This window comes from Paracoccus haeundaensis (assembly GCF_006239215.1).
GTDB lineage: Bacteria > Pseudomonadota > Alphaproteobacteria > Rhodobacterales > Rhodobacteraceae > Paracoccus > Paracoccus marcusii.
In genome coordinates, this window is record NZ_VDDC01000029.1 from 15,065 (window position 1) to 30,637 (window position 15,573).

Annotated in this window: 13 protein-coding genes, 1 tRNA gene and 1 riboswitch; of the genes, 9 read left to right on the forward strand and 5 right to left on the reverse strand. The window is 67.9% G+C overall.

Annotated elements, in window-relative coordinates; translation table 11 throughout:
- Positions 1–19 precede the first annotated feature (19 nt).
- From rpe to FHD67_RS15015, 3 genes are all read left to right on the forward strand, one after another.
- Positions 20–703 (forward strand): ribulose-phosphate 3-epimerase, encoded by a 684-nt coding sequence (gene rpe, locus FHD67_RS15005; protein WP_046000595.1) that lies wholly within the window; start codon positions 20–22, stop codon positions 701–703.
- A 138-nt stretch (positions 704–841) separates the two neighbouring features.
- Positions 842–1,621, forward strand: a complete 780-nt coding sequence (locus FHD67_RS15010; RefSeq protein WP_045982353.1) for an SDR family oxidoreductase — start codon at positions 842–844, stop codon at positions 1,619–1,621.
- Positions 1,622–1,685: 64 nt separating this feature from the next.
- Complete coding sequence (locus FHD67_RS15015; RefSeq protein ID WP_139599168.1) at positions 1,686–2,765, forward strand: ABC transporter ATP-binding protein; 1,080 nt, start codon at positions 1,686–1,688, stop codon at positions 2,763–2,765.
- Here FHD67_RS15015 and FHD67_RS15020 read toward each other — a convergent pair.
- A complete protein-coding gene (locus FHD67_RS15020; protein ID WP_139599169.1) occupies positions 2,762–4,471 on the reverse strand; it encodes a glycosyltransferase family protein in 1,710 nt (569 codons plus the stop codon). The two genes, FHD67_RS15015 and FHD67_RS15020, sit on opposite strands and share 4 nt — an antisense overlap.
- A gap of 147 nt (positions 4,472–4,618) precedes the next feature.
- Positions 4,619–4,708: riboswitch (glycine riboswitch) on the forward strand.
- A gap of 158 nt (positions 4,709–4,866) precedes the next feature.
- Between FHD67_RS15020 and gcvT the strand changes: the two genes are divergently transcribed.
- The 6 genes from gcvT (at position 4,867) to FHD67_RS15050 (ending at position 11,797) form a co-directional block, all read left to right on the forward strand.
- The gene (gene gcvT, locus FHD67_RS15025; RefSeq protein ID WP_139599170.1) at positions 4,867–5,982 is read left to right on the forward strand and encodes a glycine cleavage system aminomethyltransferase GcvT; all 1,116 of its coding nucleotides are present in this window, start codon (positions 4,867–4,869) and stop codon (positions 5,980–5,982) included.
- A gap of 11 nt (positions 5,983–5,993) precedes the next feature.
- Positions 5,994–6,353 carry a glycine cleavage system protein GcvH gene (gene gcvH, locus FHD67_RS15030; protein ID WP_084693814.1) on the forward strand — a complete coding sequence of 120 codons (360 nt, stop codon included), beginning with the start codon at positions 5,994–5,996 and terminating at the stop codon, positions 6,351–6,353.
- A 97-nt stretch (positions 6,354–6,450) separates the two neighbouring features.
- A complete protein-coding gene (gene gcvP, locus FHD67_RS15035; protein ID WP_139599171.1) occupies positions 6,451–9,285 on the forward strand; it encodes an aminomethyl-transferring glycine dehydrogenase in 2,835 nt (944 codons plus the stop codon).
- A 133-nt stretch (positions 9,286–9,418) separates the two neighbouring features.
- On the forward strand, positions 9,419–9,778 hold the full coding sequence (locus FHD67_RS15040; protein ID WP_139599172.1) for a hypothetical protein: 360 nt from the start codon (positions 9,419–9,421) through the stop codon (positions 9,776–9,778).
- Positions 9,779–9,783: 5 nt separating this feature from the next.
- Positions 9,784–11,661 (forward strand): pyrroloquinoline quinone-dependent dehydrogenase, encoded by a 1,878-nt coding sequence (locus FHD67_RS15045; RefSeq protein WP_139599173.1) that lies wholly within the window; start codon positions 9,784–9,786, stop codon positions 11,659–11,661.
- Positions 11,662–11,721: 60 nt separating this feature from the next.
- Positions 11,722–11,797 (forward strand) — tRNA-Ala (locus FHD67_RS15050).
- Between the two features lie 16 nt (positions 11,798–11,813).
- Here FHD67_RS15050 and FHD67_RS15055 read toward each other — a convergent pair.
- The 4 genes from FHD67_RS15055 to FHD67_RS15070 all read right to left on the reverse strand — a co-directional run bounded on the left by FHD67_RS15055 (position 11,814) and on the right by FHD67_RS15070 (position 15,560).
- Positions 11,814–13,043: a calcium-binding protein gene (locus tag FHD67_RS15055; protein ID WP_139599174.1), complete on the reverse strand. Its 1,230-nt coding sequence runs from the start codon at positions 13,041–13,043 to the stop codon at positions 11,814–11,816.
- 148 nt (positions 13,044–13,191) lie between these two features.
- A complete protein-coding gene (gene argC, locus FHD67_RS15060) occupies positions 13,192–14,109 on the reverse strand; it encodes an N-acetyl-gamma-glutamyl-phosphate reductase (RefSeq protein ID WP_139599175.1) in 918 nt (305 codons plus the stop codon).
- A gap of 69 nt (positions 14,110–14,178) precedes the next feature.
- Positions 14,179–14,508, reverse strand: a complete 330-nt coding sequence (locus FHD67_RS15065) for a DUF779 domain-containing protein (protein ID WP_045982321.1) — start codon at positions 14,506–14,508, stop codon at positions 14,179–14,181.
- Positions 14,505–15,560, reverse strand: coding sequence for a DNA topoisomerase IB (locus tag FHD67_RS15070; protein WP_045982351.1), 1,056 nt, complete (start codon positions 15,558–15,560; stop codon positions 14,505–14,507). Before FHD67_RS15070 ends, FHD67_RS15065 begins: the two co-directional genes overlap by 4 nt.
- Between the last annotated feature and the right edge of the window lie 13 nt (positions 15,561–15,573).

Below are 15,573 nucleotides of genomic sequence, written 5' to 3' on the forward strand. Positions count from 1 at the left end.
GAACAGACTGGAGAGCGCCATGGATTTCGACCGCACGATCAAGATCGCCCCATCGATCCTGTCCGCCGATTTCGCCAATTTCGGGGCCGAGATCCGCGCCATCGAGGCGCAGGGCGCCGACTGGGTGCATGTCGACGTGATGGACGGGCATTTCGTGCCGAACCTGACCTTCGGCCCCCCGGCGGTCAAGGCGTTCCGCCCGCATGTCAAGACGGTCATGGACGTGCATCTGATGATCGCGCCGGTCGACGCCTATATCGAGGCCTATGCCGAGGCGGGCGCCGACATGATCACCGCCCATGTCGAGGCCGGGCCGCATCCGCACCGCACCCTGCAGGCGATCCGTGCGACGGGCAAAAAGGCCGGGATCGCGCTGAACCCCGGCACCCCGGTCGAGGCGGTCGAATACCTGCTGGACCTGTGCGACATGGTGCTGGTGATGACGGTGAACCCCGGTTTCGGCGGGCAGAAGTTCATCCACAGCCAGGTCGACAAGATCGCCCGCCTGCGCGGGATGATCGGCGATCGGCCGATCCATATCCAGGTGGATGGCGGGGTGGACCCGGCGACGGCGCCGCTGGTGGCACAGGCCGGGGCCGACGTGCTGGTCGCGGGATCGGCGGTCTTCAAGGGCGGGTCGGTGGACCGGCCCGACGTCTATGGCACGAACATGCGCGCGATCCGCAAGGCCATCGCGGAGTGAGCATGGGGCAAGGGCGGGGCCGTCGAGGCCCCTTCCTTGCCGCGGGGCTGCGCCCCGCCGCGCATCGCCGCCGTCATCGCGTTTGACAATGCCGCCCCGCCCGCGTTTCCTGCGCGTCGAACGCAGAGGGAGAACACGATGGATCTGGGGATCAAGGGCAAACGGGCGCTGGTCTGTGCGGCGTCCAAGGGGTTGGGGCGCGGCTGCGCCGAGGCACTGGCCGAGGCCGGCGTGAACCTGGTCATCAACGCCCGCACCGAGGCCGAGATCACCCGGACCGCCCGCGAGATCGCTGAACGGCATGGCGTCGAGGTCACCCCGGTCGCCGCCGACATCACGACCGAGGAGGGCCGCGCCCGCGTGCTGGCCGCCGTCGGGCACGCCGACATCCTGGTCACCAATGCGGGTGGCCCTCCGCCGGGCGACTGGCAGGACTGGACGCGCGACGATTTCATCCGTGCCATCGACGCCAACATGCTGTCGGCCATCGCCCTGATGCAGGCGCTGGTGCCGGGCATGATGGACCGCGGCTGGGGCCGGGTCGTGAACATCACCTCGGCATCGGTGCGGTCGCCGATCTCGGTGCTGGGGCTGTCCAACACGGCGCGCACCGGGCTGACCGGGTTCGTGGCCGGCATGTCGCGCCAGGTCGCCGGCAAGGGCGTCTGCGTGAACAACCTGCTGCCCGGCATCCACGCGACCGACCGCGCCGACAGCCTGGATGGCGGCGTGGCGTCCGCGCAGGGCATCACCGTCGATCAGGCCCGCGCACAGCGGCAGGCGACCATCCCCACCGGCACCTATGGCACGGCTGCCGATTTCGGCGCGACCTGCGCGTTCCTGTGCAGCCAGCAGGCGCGGTTCATCGTCGGGCAGAACGTGCTGCTGGACGGCGGCGCGTTGAACGTCACGGTCTGAGGCCCTGTTGCGAGGCGGGGGCGCGCCTGATACGCAACCCCGACCAAAACGCCAAGGATCGCCCGTGACCGTGCCCCCCCGCCTGGAAGTTCAGGGACTGACCCGCCGATTCGACGGGCAGGCGGTGGTGGACGATGTCAGCTTCCAGGTCGAGGCGGGCCAGGTGGCCTGCCTGCTGGGCCCGTCGGGCTGCGGCAAATCGACCACGCTGCGCATCGTGGCAGGCGTCGACATGCAGGACCGGGGGCGGATCTTCGTCGACGGCCAGCTGGTCTGCGACACCCAGTTCCGCATCCCGCCCGAACGCCGCGCGATCGGGCTGATGTTCCAGGACTTCGCGCTGTTCCCGCATCTGCCCGTGCGCGAGAACGTGGCATTCGGCCTGGCCGGCGGCTGGAAGTCCAACCGCGACCGCGTGGCCGAGCTGCTGGACCGCGTGCGCATGACCGCCCATATCGACAGCTATCCGCATGAGCTGTCCGGCGGAGAGCAGCAGCGCGTGGCCCTGGCGCGCGCCCTGGCCCCGCGGCCGCGCGTCCTGTTGATGGACGAGCCGTTCAGCGGCCTGGACGAGCGCCTGCGCGACGGCATCCGCGACGAGACGCTGGCCCTGCTGAAGGATGAGGGCACCGCCGTCCTGCTGGTCACCCACGAGCCGCACGAGGCGATGCGGATGGCCGACCAGATCCTGCTGATGCGGGGGGGCCGGATCGTGCAGCAGGGTGCGCCCTACAACCTCTACAACGCACCGGTGGACCGGCTGGCGGCGGGGTTCTTCAGCGACATCAACGTGCTGACGGGACGGGTGCAGGGCGCGCTGACCGACACGCCCTTCGGCCAGTTCCTGACGCCCGGCCTGCCCGAGGGGGCAGAGGTCGACATCGTCATCCGGCCCCAGCACCTGAAGATGGATTTCGACCGCGCCGGACAGGGCCCCGCCCCCACCGCCGAAAACGGCAGCGCCGCGCTGGCGCGGGTCACGCGGGCCCGCTATCTGGGTCGCGAATCGCTGGTCGAGTTCGCGACCGATGCGGGCGGCATCGCACTGAACGCGACGGTGCCGGGGGTGTTCCTGCCGCCTGCCGGGACGCCGATGTGGCTGATGCTGCGCCGCGACCGGGTCTTCGTCTTTCCGCGCCGCTAGTCCTGGCCCGTGGCGCGGCGGTAATCGGCAAGCACCTGTGCCAGATGCAGCCTGCGCCCGGCTGGATCGGCCAGGGCATGGCACAGCCTGCGCGCCTTGCGCGACATCTGCCGGCAGGCGTCCGGGTTTGCGCGGGCCCAGGCCAGCCGGTCAGGCAGGTCGGACCCGTCCTGCGCCATCGGAATGACGTGGACCCAAGGCCGGAACAGCCGCCCCGCAAAGCTTTCCCAGCCGTCATCCTGGCGGATCACCACCGCGTGGCTGTTGACCAGGGGCAGGAGGTCGGCATCCCCCTCGGAGCCGGACAGGCACAGGGCGTGGCGCGGCGGCCGGGGCGACGCCTGCGGCGCAGGCGGGCGCAAGCCGCCGCGGTCCAGCGCCCGCGCGACCCGCGCATCGGGGATCAGCGCCAGGTCGACGCCGTCGCGTCCTGCATGGTCGGTCAGGAACCGCCAGCGCGACATCCGCGGCAAGGCATCGACCGCCTGTGCGAAGGCGTCGGAGCCCGGCGCGTTGGTCAGCAGGGCGGTGATCGCGCCCTCGGCCGTCAGGCGGTCGTGATGGCCGGACAACGTTCCGCGCCACCCCGCCACGTCGGCGCGGTCCTGCCATGCGGGGTCATCGCCCGCGGGTGCGCCTGGAAAGCCGTCATTGCCGATGCGGTGCAGCCAAGGCGCGGGCCACAGGAACACGTTGCGCGCCCCCGTGCGGCGCAGGCTGGCGATCAGCGGTCCGTCGGCGGGATCGTCCGGTCCGCTGCCCGCGAAGGTCGCGGGGCGCATGTCCAGCCAGTACCGCCCCCGATCTGTCAACGCGGCGATGTCATTGGCCACTGCCGCCGCCCGCAGCAGGCCGGGGCGCTGTGCGGCCAGATAGAACCGCCCGTCCGGCCCGCGATGCAGCGGCAGGTCGGCCCCGTCGGCCGTGCGCAGGCGGCCCTGATCCATGTCCAAGCACAGCGCCTGCGCATGGGGCGGGCGGTCGACCGTACCTTTCTGCCGCAGGCGGGCGGGCGCGGCCAGCCGGGCCAGGCGCGCCGCCAGCCGGGCGCGACGGTCGGGGTCGATGTCGATGCCGGGAACCCCCGTCTGCATCATCGCCAGCACCCGCGGCAGGTTCGCGCGCCGGGCCTGGCGCACCCCCGTGCCCGGCAGGGCGGGCAGGTGCGGCAGGTCGTACCAGGGCGACAGGGCGCGGCGGTAATCCTCGGGGGCGGCCTGGTCGATGTCGATGTCGATGAAGGTGGGACGGCCCGCGAAATGCGCCCGCACGGCGGACAGGTGGTCGGCCCAGTCCCGCGCCCAGATGTCGCCCAGATCGCCCAGGGAAACGCCCAGATTGGCCGCGATGCTGCGGGCATAGGCGCCGCCCCGGTGCAGATAGCGGCTGGCGATCCAGTCCTCGACCCGGCGGGTGTTCAGCAGGAAGACCGAACCGGGATAGTGACGGTCCAGCAGGGCGAATTCGCGGAACCCCTCGATCACCGGCATGTTCAGGAAGCGCACCGATTCCATGTCGGTGAAGGCCGTGACGCTGTCCGCCCATCGCGCCAGCGGCCGGGCACCGGTCAGCCTGGCATAAGCGATGTCATCGGCCAGCGCGCCTTCCAGCCAGTGTGCAGCCGGGATGCGGTTCAGGTCGAACAGGCGCGCGATGAAGGTCGTGCCGCATTTGTTGAAGCCGATCTGGAAGAACTTGGGCGGCATGGGCGACCTGTCCGGGGGCAAGCCGCGACGATGCGCATGGGGGCGGGGCCTGTCAACGTCTGCCCGGCCCTTGGGCGGAAAGCGCCGCTTTGACGCACGGCTGCGACAAAGGTCTTGCCTTGCCGCAAGGGGGCGGCTAGCACCGAGGGCAGGAATTCGGGAGACACCGGCGCTGCGCCGGGGCCGAAGGAGAAGCCGCCCCGGCAAGCTCTCAGGCAAAAGGACCGTCTTCCCCAAGAACTCTGGAGAGTGGCCGAGAGGCCCGCCGAAGGGATAACGATCTCAGGCGCCCAAGTCCCGACAGGGGCACCGGCACGGACAGAGGGGGCATCGACGCACGGGGGCATTCCCCGTCCAACCGATGCCGGCTGCCCGGCAGACACGCAGGAGGCCAGATGGCCGAGACGAGCCGCCGGACCGGTCTTTACGACCTTCATGTCGAACAGGGTGCCCGCATGGTGCCCTTTGCGGGCTGGGACATGCCCGTGCAGTACCCGATGGGGGTGATGGCCGAACATCTGCACACCCGTGCGCAGGCCGGGCTGTTCGACGTCAGCCACATGGGACAGGTGCTGGTCACCCCTGATGATGGCGACATGGCCACCGCCGCCGCGGCGCTGGAGACGCTGATCCCCGCAGATGTCGTGGGCCTGGCGCCCGGGCGGCAGCGTTACGGCCTGTTCACCAACGATGCGGGCGGGGTCCTGGACGACCTGATGTTCGCCAACCGGGGCGATCATTACCTGCTGGTCGTGAATGCGGCCTGTGCGGAACAGGACATAGGGCATCTGAGCGGTCTGGCGGGCGTGACGGTGACGCCGGTGACGGATCGCGGGCTGGTGGCGCTGCAGGGGCCGCAGGCGGAGGCGGCGCTGGCCCGGCTGGTGCCGGGGGTCGCGTCGATGCGATTCATGGACAGCACCGCGCTGGACTGGGATGGGGCGACGCTTTGGGTGTCGCGGTCGGGCTATACCGGAGAGGACGGGTTCGAGATCTCGGTTCCCGAGTCCCGGCTGGAGGACTTCGCGCGGGCGCTGCTGGCAGAGCCCGAGGTGGCGCCCATCGGTCTGGGGGCGCGCGACAGCCTGCGGCTGGAGGCGGGGATGCCGCTTTACGGTCATGACATGGACGGGGGCGTGACGCCCGCGCAGGCGGCGCTTGGCTGGTCGATCCCCAAGGTGCGTCGCGCGGGTGGCGCACGGGCGGGCGGGTTTCCCGGCGCCGACGCGGTGCTGGCCGAACTGGGATCGCCCGCCGTCACCCGCCGCGGGCTGCGCCCCGAGGGCCGCGCACCGATCCGTGAGGGAGTCGCGCTGTTCGCCGATGACGGGACGCCCATCGGGACGGTCGGTTCGGGCGGCTTCGGACCGTCTGTGGGCGGCCCGATCGCCATGGCCCGCATTCCCGCCGACATCCCCGAGGGCGCCACGATCCAGGCGGAGCTGCGCGGCAAGCGCATGCCCCTGACGGTCTGCGCCCTGCCCTTCGTCACCCCATCCTATAAACGCTGAAGGACCTGATCATGCTGAAATACACCGAAGACCACGAATGGCTGCGCGCCGAGGGCGACGAGATCGTCGTGGGCATCACCAAGCATGCCAGCGAACAGCTGGGCGACGTGGTGTTCATCGAGCTGCCCGAGGAGGGGCGCGAGGTGTCCGCCGGCGACGAGATCGTGGTGATCGAGAGCGTCAAGGCCGCGTCCGACATCACGGCCCCGGTAGCGGGCACGATCACCGCGGTGAACGAGGCGCTGTCGGACAGCCCCGGCGACGTGAACGGCGATCCGATGGCCGCCTGGTTCTTCCGGATCAAGCCCACGGATGCCGGTGCGTTGGACGGGTTCATGGACGAGGCCGCCTACAAGGCGCTGGTCGACTGAAGATCGACCGCCGGCCGGGGGTTTCACCCCCGGACCCCCAGGGTATTTGAACAAAGAAGAAGGGCCGCCGCCGCGCGTGCCCGGCAAGGAGGCCAGGATGAGCCGCTGGACGTCCACCGACTACAACCCCGACGATTTCGCGAACCGCCGGCATATCGGCCCGTCCCCGGTCGAGATGGCCGAGATGCTGAAGGCGGTCGGGGCCGACAGCCTGGACCAGCTGATCGAACAGACCGTGCCCGCGGCGATCCGCCAGTCGGATGCGCTGGACTGGCCGGCGCTGTCCGAGGCCGGGCTGCTGGCACGCATGCGTGAGGTGGCGGACAAGAACCGGGTGATGACCAGCCTGATCGGTCAGGGTTATTACGGCACCGTCACACCCCCCGCGATCCAGCGCAACATCCTGGAGAACCCGGCCTGGTACACGGCCTATACCCCCTATCAGCCCGAGATCGCGCAGGGGCGGCTGGAGGCCCTGCTGAACTTCCAGACCATGGTCGCGGATCTGACCGGGCTGCCGGTGGCGAACGCATCGCTGCTGGACGAGGCGACCGCGGCGGCCGAGGCGATGGCCATGGCGCGGCGGCAGTCGAAGTCCAAGGCAGACGCGTTCTTTGTCGCCCATGACCTGCACCCGCAGACCATCGCGGTGATCGAGACGCGGGCGGCGCCTTTGGGCATTCGCATCATCAAGGGTTCGGTCGATGATCTGGTGGCGGATCAGGTCTTTGCCGCGGTGTTCCAGTATCCCGGCACCTATGGGCATGTCCGCGACCTGACCGCCGAGATCGAGGCGCTGCATGCCGCGGGCGCGCTGGCGATTGTCGCGACCGACCTTCTGGCGCTGTGCGTGCTGAAGGAGCCGGGCGCGATGGGTGCCGACATCGCCGTCGGATCGTCGCAGCGCTTTGGCGTACCGATGGGCTATGGCGGGCCGCATGCGGCCTTCATGTCCTGCCGCGACGCGCTGAAGCGGGCGATGCCGGGGCGCATCGTCGGAGTTAGCATCGACAGTTCGGGCAATCAGGCGCTGCGCCTGTCCTTGCAGACGCGCGAGCAGCATATCCGCCGTGAGAAGGCCACCAGCAATGTCTGCACCGCGCAGGCGCTGCTGGCGGTGATGGCGGGATTCTATGCGGTGTTCCACGGGCCGGTGGGCCTGCGTGCCATCGCGCAGCGGGTGCATCTGCACGCGGTGACGGTGGCCGATGCCCTGCATGCGGCGGGGGCCGAGGTCGCGCCGGAGGCGTTCTTCGACACCATCACCGTCAAGGTGGGCGTGGGACAGCAGGGCATCATGGCCGCCGCGCGTCATCGCGGCATCAACCTGCGCAAGGTGGGCCGCGACCGCGTGGGCATCAGCGTGGACGAGACGACCGATGCGGGCGTGATCGTTCGCCTGCTGGACGCGTTCGGGATCACCGATGCGGCACCGGCGGCGACCGCACCCGCGATCCCCGAAGCGCTGCTGCGCGAGAGCGAGTACCTGACCCATCCGGTCTTCCACATGAACCGCGCCGAGTCCGAGATGATGCGCTACATGCGCCGTCTGTCGGACCGGGACCTGGCGCTGGACCGGGCGATGATCCCGCTTGGCAGCTGCACCATGAAGCTGAACGCCGCGGCCGAGATGATGCCGATCACCTGGCCCGAGTTCGGCGCGCTGCATCCCTTTGCGCCGGCGGATCAGGCGGCGGGGTATCACGAGGCCATCGCGGACCTGACCCAGAAGCTGTGCGTGATCACCGGATACGACGCCTTCTCCATGCAGCCGAACAGCGGCGCGCAGGGGGAGTATGCCGGTCTGCTGACCATCCAGGCCTATCACAAGGCGCGGGGCGAGGAGCGTGACATCTGCCTGATCCCGGTCTCGGCGCATGGTACGAACCCGGCATCGGCGCAGATGTGCGGGATGCAGGTCGTGGTGGTGAAATCCGCCCCGAACGGCGACATCGACCTGGAGGATTTCGCCGACAAGGCGGCCAAGGCGGGCGACCGTCTGGCGGCGGTGATGATCACCTATCCCAGCACGCATGGCGTCTTCGAGGACACGGTGCGGCAGGTCTGCGACATCACGCATGACCATGGCGGGCAGGTCTATATCGACGGCGCGAACATGAACGCGCTGGTCGGCCTGGTGAAGCCGGGGGAAATCGGCGGCGATGTCAGCCACCTGAACCTGCACAAGACCTTTGCCATCCCGCATGGCGGCGGCGGTCCCGGCATGGGGCCGATCGGGGTCAAGGCGCATCTGGCGCCCTTCCTGCCCGGCGATCCGCAGGGTGGCGAAGGCGCCGTGTCGGCGGCGCCCTATGGGTCGGCGTCGATCCTGCTGATCAGCTGGGCCTATTGCCTGATGATGGGCGGCGAAGGCCTGACCCAGGCCACCCGCGTGGCGATCCTGAACGCGAACTATATCGCGGCGCGGCTGGCCGGGGCCTATCCGATCCTGTTCATGGGCAATCGCGGCCGGGTGGCGCATGAGTGCATCATCGACACGCGGCCCTTTGCCGAACATGGCGTGACGGTGGACGACATCGCCAAGCGCCTGATCGACAACGGCTTCCACGCCCCCACGATGAGCTGGCCGGTCAGCGGCACGCTGATGGTTGAGCCCACTGAGAGCGAAACCAAGGCCGAGATCGACCGTTTCATCACCGCGCTGCTGGCAATCCGCGACGAGATCACCGACGTGGCCGAGGGTCGCATTGCCGCGGATCAAAGCCCGTTGCGCCACGCGCCGCATACGGTCGAGGATTTGGTCCGCGATTGGGACCGCCCCTATTCGCGCGAACAGGGCTGTTTCCCGGCAGGTGCGTTCCGCGTGGACAAGTACTGGCCGCCGGTCGGTCGCGTGGACAATGCCCATGGCGACCGCAACCTGATCTGCACTTGCCCGCCGCTGGAAGCCTATGCCGAGGCTGCCGAATAGGCGATGCCAGCCCCCAGGGCCCGAAATCCGGGCCTTGGGGGGAACCCTGCCCCGCCCCGGGCATTGCCCTTGCATGTCACGATCTGACACGGCCCCGTGATCGCGCCGGTCAGACCCCATGCCAGAGGTCCCGATGCCCGACACCCTGCCCCCCGCCCACCGCGCCCGAGAGGAGCTGGTCGCCAATCTGATGGCGGTCCCTGCCGTGATCGGCCTGGTCCTGGCCGTCCTGGCCTTCTTCCAGCGCGGATCGGGCATCACCGGAACCGCCGGCGCCGGGCTGGCCATCCTTGGCATGGTCGCGCTGAGCATTGCCGCGCTGCTGGTCGGGCGTCTGTCGCCGGGCCGGTTCCGCACCTTCGTCGCGGTGATGATCCTGATCGGGGGGCTGCTGACGCTGATCTGCGCGTGGTTCCTGATGCAGGGCTGGCTGATGCTGGCCATCGCGCTGACACTGGCCCTGTGGCTGATCTTCATTCTGGTCGCGAGGTAACCGCCATGATCCGCATCCTTCCCGCCCTGATCCTGCTGGCCCCCGCCGCCCATGCACAACAGACCGAATGGACCGGTTTCCACGGAAACGGCATGGCGCAGAAATACAGCGCCTCCACCCAGATTACCCCCGAGAACGTCGGCGATCTTGAAATGGCGTGGGAGATCCACACGGGGGATGTCTCCGACGGGTCGGGCGATATTCCGGGCACGGTCTGGTCTGCGACGCCGATTCTGGCCAACGACCTGCTGTATGTCGGCACGCCCTTCTATCGCATCCTGGCCGTTCATCCCGACACCGGAGAGATCGCCTGGACGTATGAGCCCGACGACACCACGCTGGAGCCCCTGTCCCAGCCCGAACTGAAGAACCGCGGCGTGACCTATTGGGAGGGAGAGGGCGACGGACCCTGCGCCCGGCGGGTCTATATCGGCACGATGGACGCCGAACTGCATGCGGTGGATGCCGATACCGGGGAACTGTGCGCCGATTTCGGCGAGGGCGGGATCCTGGACGTGAACCAGTGGAACAAGCCCGACGCGAACTTTCCGCTGTCGCAGCTGCAGCCGCCCACCGTCTTTCGCGACAAGCTGCTGCTGGGTTGGGCGGGCAAGGACTGGCACGACGCAGCGAACCCCCTGGGGTCGGTCTTTGCCGTCGACGCGCGCACCGGCGAACTGGACTGGACCTTCCATTCGATCCCCGAGGATTACGACGGCGTGACCGGCACCTCGAACGTCTGGACCGCCATGTCGGTCGACGAGGAGAACGGTCTGGCCTTCCTGCCCGTCTCCAGCCCCAGTGCGGATTTCTATGGCGGGACGCGCACCGACCCGATCCCCCTGGCGACCTCGGTCACCGCGGTGAATGGCGACACCGGAGAGGTCGTGTGGTCGCGCCAGTTGGTAAACCACGACATCTGGGATTACGACACCGTTGCGGCACCAACCCTTGTGGATATCCCCGGTGAGGGGGGCAGCACCCCCGCCTTGGTCCAGCCGACCAAGATGGGCTATGCCTTCGTTCTGAATCGCCTGACCGGAGAGCCGATCTTTCCGATCGAAGACACCCCCGTCCCCGCGACGGATGTCGAGGGAGAGGTCTCGTCCCCGACGCAGCCCATTCCGACCCTGCCGAAATCGCCCATCGGCGATGACTGGGGCGGCGTGTTCGGCTTGGCCGACATCGCGTCCTTCGGCTATTGCTCGCACAAGTTCGACGAGCTGCGCTATGAGGGCCGTTACACTCCGCCCAGCCTGGAAGGGACGCTGGCCTATCCGGCCACAGCGGGCGGCTTTCAATGGGGCGGCGGCGCGGTCGATCCGGAAAGCGGCATCCTCTATATCAACAGCTCTCGCGTGGCGCAGATCTATCAGCTGATCGAGCGCGAGGATTACGACACCATGACCAGCGGCGGCAGCGAGGCCGAGGGCGGCCTGTTCCCGATGACCGGCACGCCCTACGGGTTCAGCCTGACCAACTTCCTGAACCCGATCGGCATGCCCTGCTGGAAGCCACCCTATGGTCTGATGTCCGCCATCGACCTGAAATCGGGTGAAACGCTGTGGGAGCGTCCCTTTGGACAGACGCAGCAATGGGGCTTCTACATGCCGGAAAGCTGGGGTTCGCCCACCATCGGCGGGCCGGTCGTGACGGCGTCCGGGCTGATCTTCATCGGCGCGTCGATGGACGCCCGGGTGCGCGCGCTGGACGCCGCCACCGGCGACGTGTTGTGGAAGGCTCAGGTCGACGCCCCGGCCGTGTCGATCCCCGCGGTCTATGATCATGATGGCCAGCAATACGTGGTCTTTGCCGTCGGTGGCAATTCCATCATCAAGCCGCAGGTGGCCGATCAGCTGATCGCCTTCACCCTGCCCAAGTGATGAACAGGGCGGCGCGGCCCACTTGACAAACCGCGCCGCCCACGCGATCAAAACAGCGTTGGGGTCGTAGCTCAGTTGGTAGAGCGCGTCGTTCGCAATGACGAGGTCAGGGGTTCGATTCCCCTCGGCTCCACCAGATCCGGATCATCCGTCTACAGAATGAAATCTGCCTCGGTCAGCGACAGCTGGCCTGACAGGCGGATCATCCCGTCCACGCGGCCATCTCCGTTCGCGTCCATCATCACACGCGTCACGCTGGTCTGCGGGACATACTGCACCATCAATTGTGCACCCTGCCCGGGCTCGAAGCTGTCGGTCATGTGGAACGCCTGGTTTCCGGGGGTCCGCCAGTCCGCATCGATGCCGGACAGGTCGATTCGATCGCTGCCGCGCCGGAAATCAAGGATCAGGTCGGTCTGGGCGCTCTGGCTGTCGGCCATCGACCCGAAGACGAACGTATCCGCCCCGACGCCCCCGGTCAGCAGATCCGCCCCCTGTCCGCCGATCAGGGTGTCGTTGCCCGCTCCGCCCGCCAGCCGATCCGCCCCCTGCCCGCCATGCAGACGGTCATTGCCGAACCCGCCCTCCAGCGTGTCGTTGCCCGCGCGCCCTTCCAGCCGATCATTGCCCGCGTTGCCACGCATCAGGTTTCCCTGCCCGTTGCCCAGCAGCACGTCATGGCCGGCGCCGCCTTCGGCATTCTCGACCCCGCGGATGATGTCCAGGCCATGGCGGGTGTCCTGCCGCCCGGTCACCGCCAGGTCGATGTGGCCACCCGTGGCGCCCTGCAGGACGACCGTATCGACGCCCGAACCGCCGTCGATCACGTCATTGCCCGCATCCATCAGCACCCGGTCCAGGCCGGCGCCGCCATACAGCGCGTCATGGCCGATCCCGCCGCCAAGGATGTCGTTGCCGCCATTGCCGTACAGCGTATCGTCGCCCGCCATCCCGAAGGCGCGGTCGTCTTCGAAGCTTAGGGTGAAGACGTCGTTGCCAGACAGCATCCGTTCGATGATCCGCTGATCATCGACACGCGAGAATGTCATGGACGCGTTGTAGATATCTGCCAGCGGCACCCTCAGCTGGTCGATCTGCCATTGATCGTAGTAATGTCCGCCAATATTGGCGGCCCCGCCGATCAGAGTGACGGTTCCACCCGTGATGTCCCCACCAGTCACACGAAAGCCGCTGCCGCCGAAGACTGTCGCAAAATCGTAGCCGCCGCTGTAATAATCTACCAGCAGGACGTCCTCGAACTGCTGTCCGTCATAATTGAAATAAAGATTGTCAAAGAATTCGACATTGAACGCATCGTAATACAACACGCTGAGATCAAAGTTCGTGATGTCGAAACCGGAATACGCCTGCACGCGCGCCATCGTTAACCCCTTGCAAAACAACCATGAAAATCGGCTCTGCCCCGTTCATGTGCGGGGACAGAATGGCATTCATTAACGACGTCGCACGACAGGCGTCAAAACCTATCGCGCAACGTCGTTAACGTTTTCGCAAGGATTGCGTGGCGCGTCAGAGGCTGGTGCCCTCGGGCAGGCCCAGCATGATGTTCATGTTCTGGACCGCAGCGCCCGATGCGCCCTTGCCCAGGTTGTCCAGCACCGCGACAATCGTGGCGCATCCGGTCTCATCGTCGCCATGCACGCTGATGCGCAGCACGTTGCTGCCGTTCAGCGCGGTCGGGTCGATGCGGGCGCCGATCTGGTCGGCGGGCACGACCTGCACGAAGGCCTCGTTCGCGTAATGATCGGCCAGCGCCTGGTGCAGGGCCGCGACGCTGCGGTCGTCATCCAGCTGCAGCGGCAGCTGGACCGCCATGCCCTGGGCAAAGTTCCCGACCGAAGGCGCGAAGACCGGCTGCAGCAGCAGGCCGCCATGGGTCATGATCTCGGGGATGTGCTTGTGGCGCTGGTCCAGGCCATAGATGAAATGCACGGGCGCGGTGCCCGCCTCGAAATCCGCGACCATTGCCTTGCCGCCGCCGGTATAGCCGCTGACGGCGTTGATCGACAGCGCCTCGGTCTCGTCGATCAGGCCGGCAGCGACCAGCGGGGCCACGATGGCGATCGCGCCGGTCGAATAGCAGCCCGGATTGCTGACCAGCCGCGCGGCGGCGATGCGCTCGCGCATCTCGGGGGCCAGTTCGGGAAAGCCGAAGACCCAGTCCGGATCGATCCGGTGCGCGGTCGAGGCGTCGATCAGGCGCACGTCCATGTCGGCCGTCAGGGTCACGGCCTCGCGCGCGGCGGCGTCCGGAAGGCACAGGATCGCGACATCGGCCTGCGCAAAGCAGTCGGCGCGGGCCTGCGGGTCCTTGCGCATCGCGGGGTCCAGCTGGACCAAGCGGATGTCGTCGCGTCCCAGCAGGCGGTCGCGGATCTGCAGGCCGGTGGTGCCGGCCTCGCCATCGATGAAGACGCTGTGGGTCATGGGGCAAGCCTTTCGCAGGTGTCGCCCGTGTCTAGCGCAGCGCGGCCTTGGTCACAACGCTGCTTGGCGCTAGATGCTGCACATCTCTGACCGGGTCAGGAACCGCTTCTCGCGACCGTTGTCCAGACTGAACATGCCGCCCCGCCCCGGCACCACGTCGATGATCAGGTCGGTATGGGCCCACGCCTCGGCCTGGCTGGCCGAAATGTAGAAGGGCGCGCCGCCGATCTCTCCCAGCTGCACGTCGCGTTCGCCCACGCGGAAATCGCCTTGGGGATAGCACATCGGCGACGACCCGTCGCAGCAGCCGCCCGACTGGTGGAACAGGACCGGGCCGTGATCGGCCACGATCTCGGCGATCAGTTCCAGCGCGGCGGGGGTGGCGGTGACGGTGCTCATGTCTTCAGCCTTTTCTTGAGGAACCGCAGGACCTGCGTCTCTTCGGGGCGCAGGTCAGTCTGGGTCAGGGTGTCGTCGATCGTGTCCGCCAGCTCCAGCCGCAACTCGTCGGCCAGATAGGCGTCGATGATCTGGGGGTGCACATAGCACTGGCGGCAGATGGTGGGCGTGTTGCCAAGCCGCGCAGCAACCGATTCAATGGCATCGCGCACGTTGCGCTTGGCGGCTGCCTCGCTGTCGGCCTTCTCGTATTCGGCCAATGCAAGGGCGGCCAGGACCGTGCCGGTCCAGGTTCGGAAATCCTTGGCGGTGACCTGCCGCCCGGTGATCTGGCGCAGATAGTCGTTCACCTCGGTCGAGGTGACCTGGCGGCGCGTGCCGTCGTCGTCCACATATTGGAACAGGTGCTGGCCGGGGATCTCCTGCACGGCACGGATGATGCGGGCAACGCGGCGGTCGCGCAGGCCCAGGTTCCATTCCTTGCCCGACTTGCCCTTGAACTTGAAGCGGACCTGATTGCCGTCCAGCGTGACATGCCGCATCCGCAGCGTGGTCAGCCCGTGCGACTTATTCTCGCGCGCATAGCGGGTGTTGCCCACGCGGATCATCGTGTTCTCCAACAGGAACACGATGGTCGCCAGAACCTTCTCCACCGGCAGGCCGCGGCGCGACATGTCGGCATCGACCTGCGCGCGCAGCTGCGGCAGGCCGCGCGCGAAATCCAGCATGCGATCGTACTTGCTGCTGTCGCGCAGCTCGCGGAATTCGGGGTGATAGCGGTACTGCTTGCGGCCCTTGGCGTCGCGCCCGGTCGCCTGGATGTGGCCGCGCGGATCGGGACAGATCCAGACGTCGACATAGGCGGGCGGAATGGCCAACGATGCCAGCCGCTTGCGTTCCGCCTTGTCGGTGATGGTGCGCCCGTCCGGTCCCTTGTACGAGAACCCCTTGCCCGACCGCTGGCGCGTGATGCCCGGCATGTCGTCGTTCACATAGGTCAGGCCCGCGCTGATCGCGGCGTCCTCGGGGTCGATGATGCTGTCCTTGGGCATGGCGCGCTCCGCA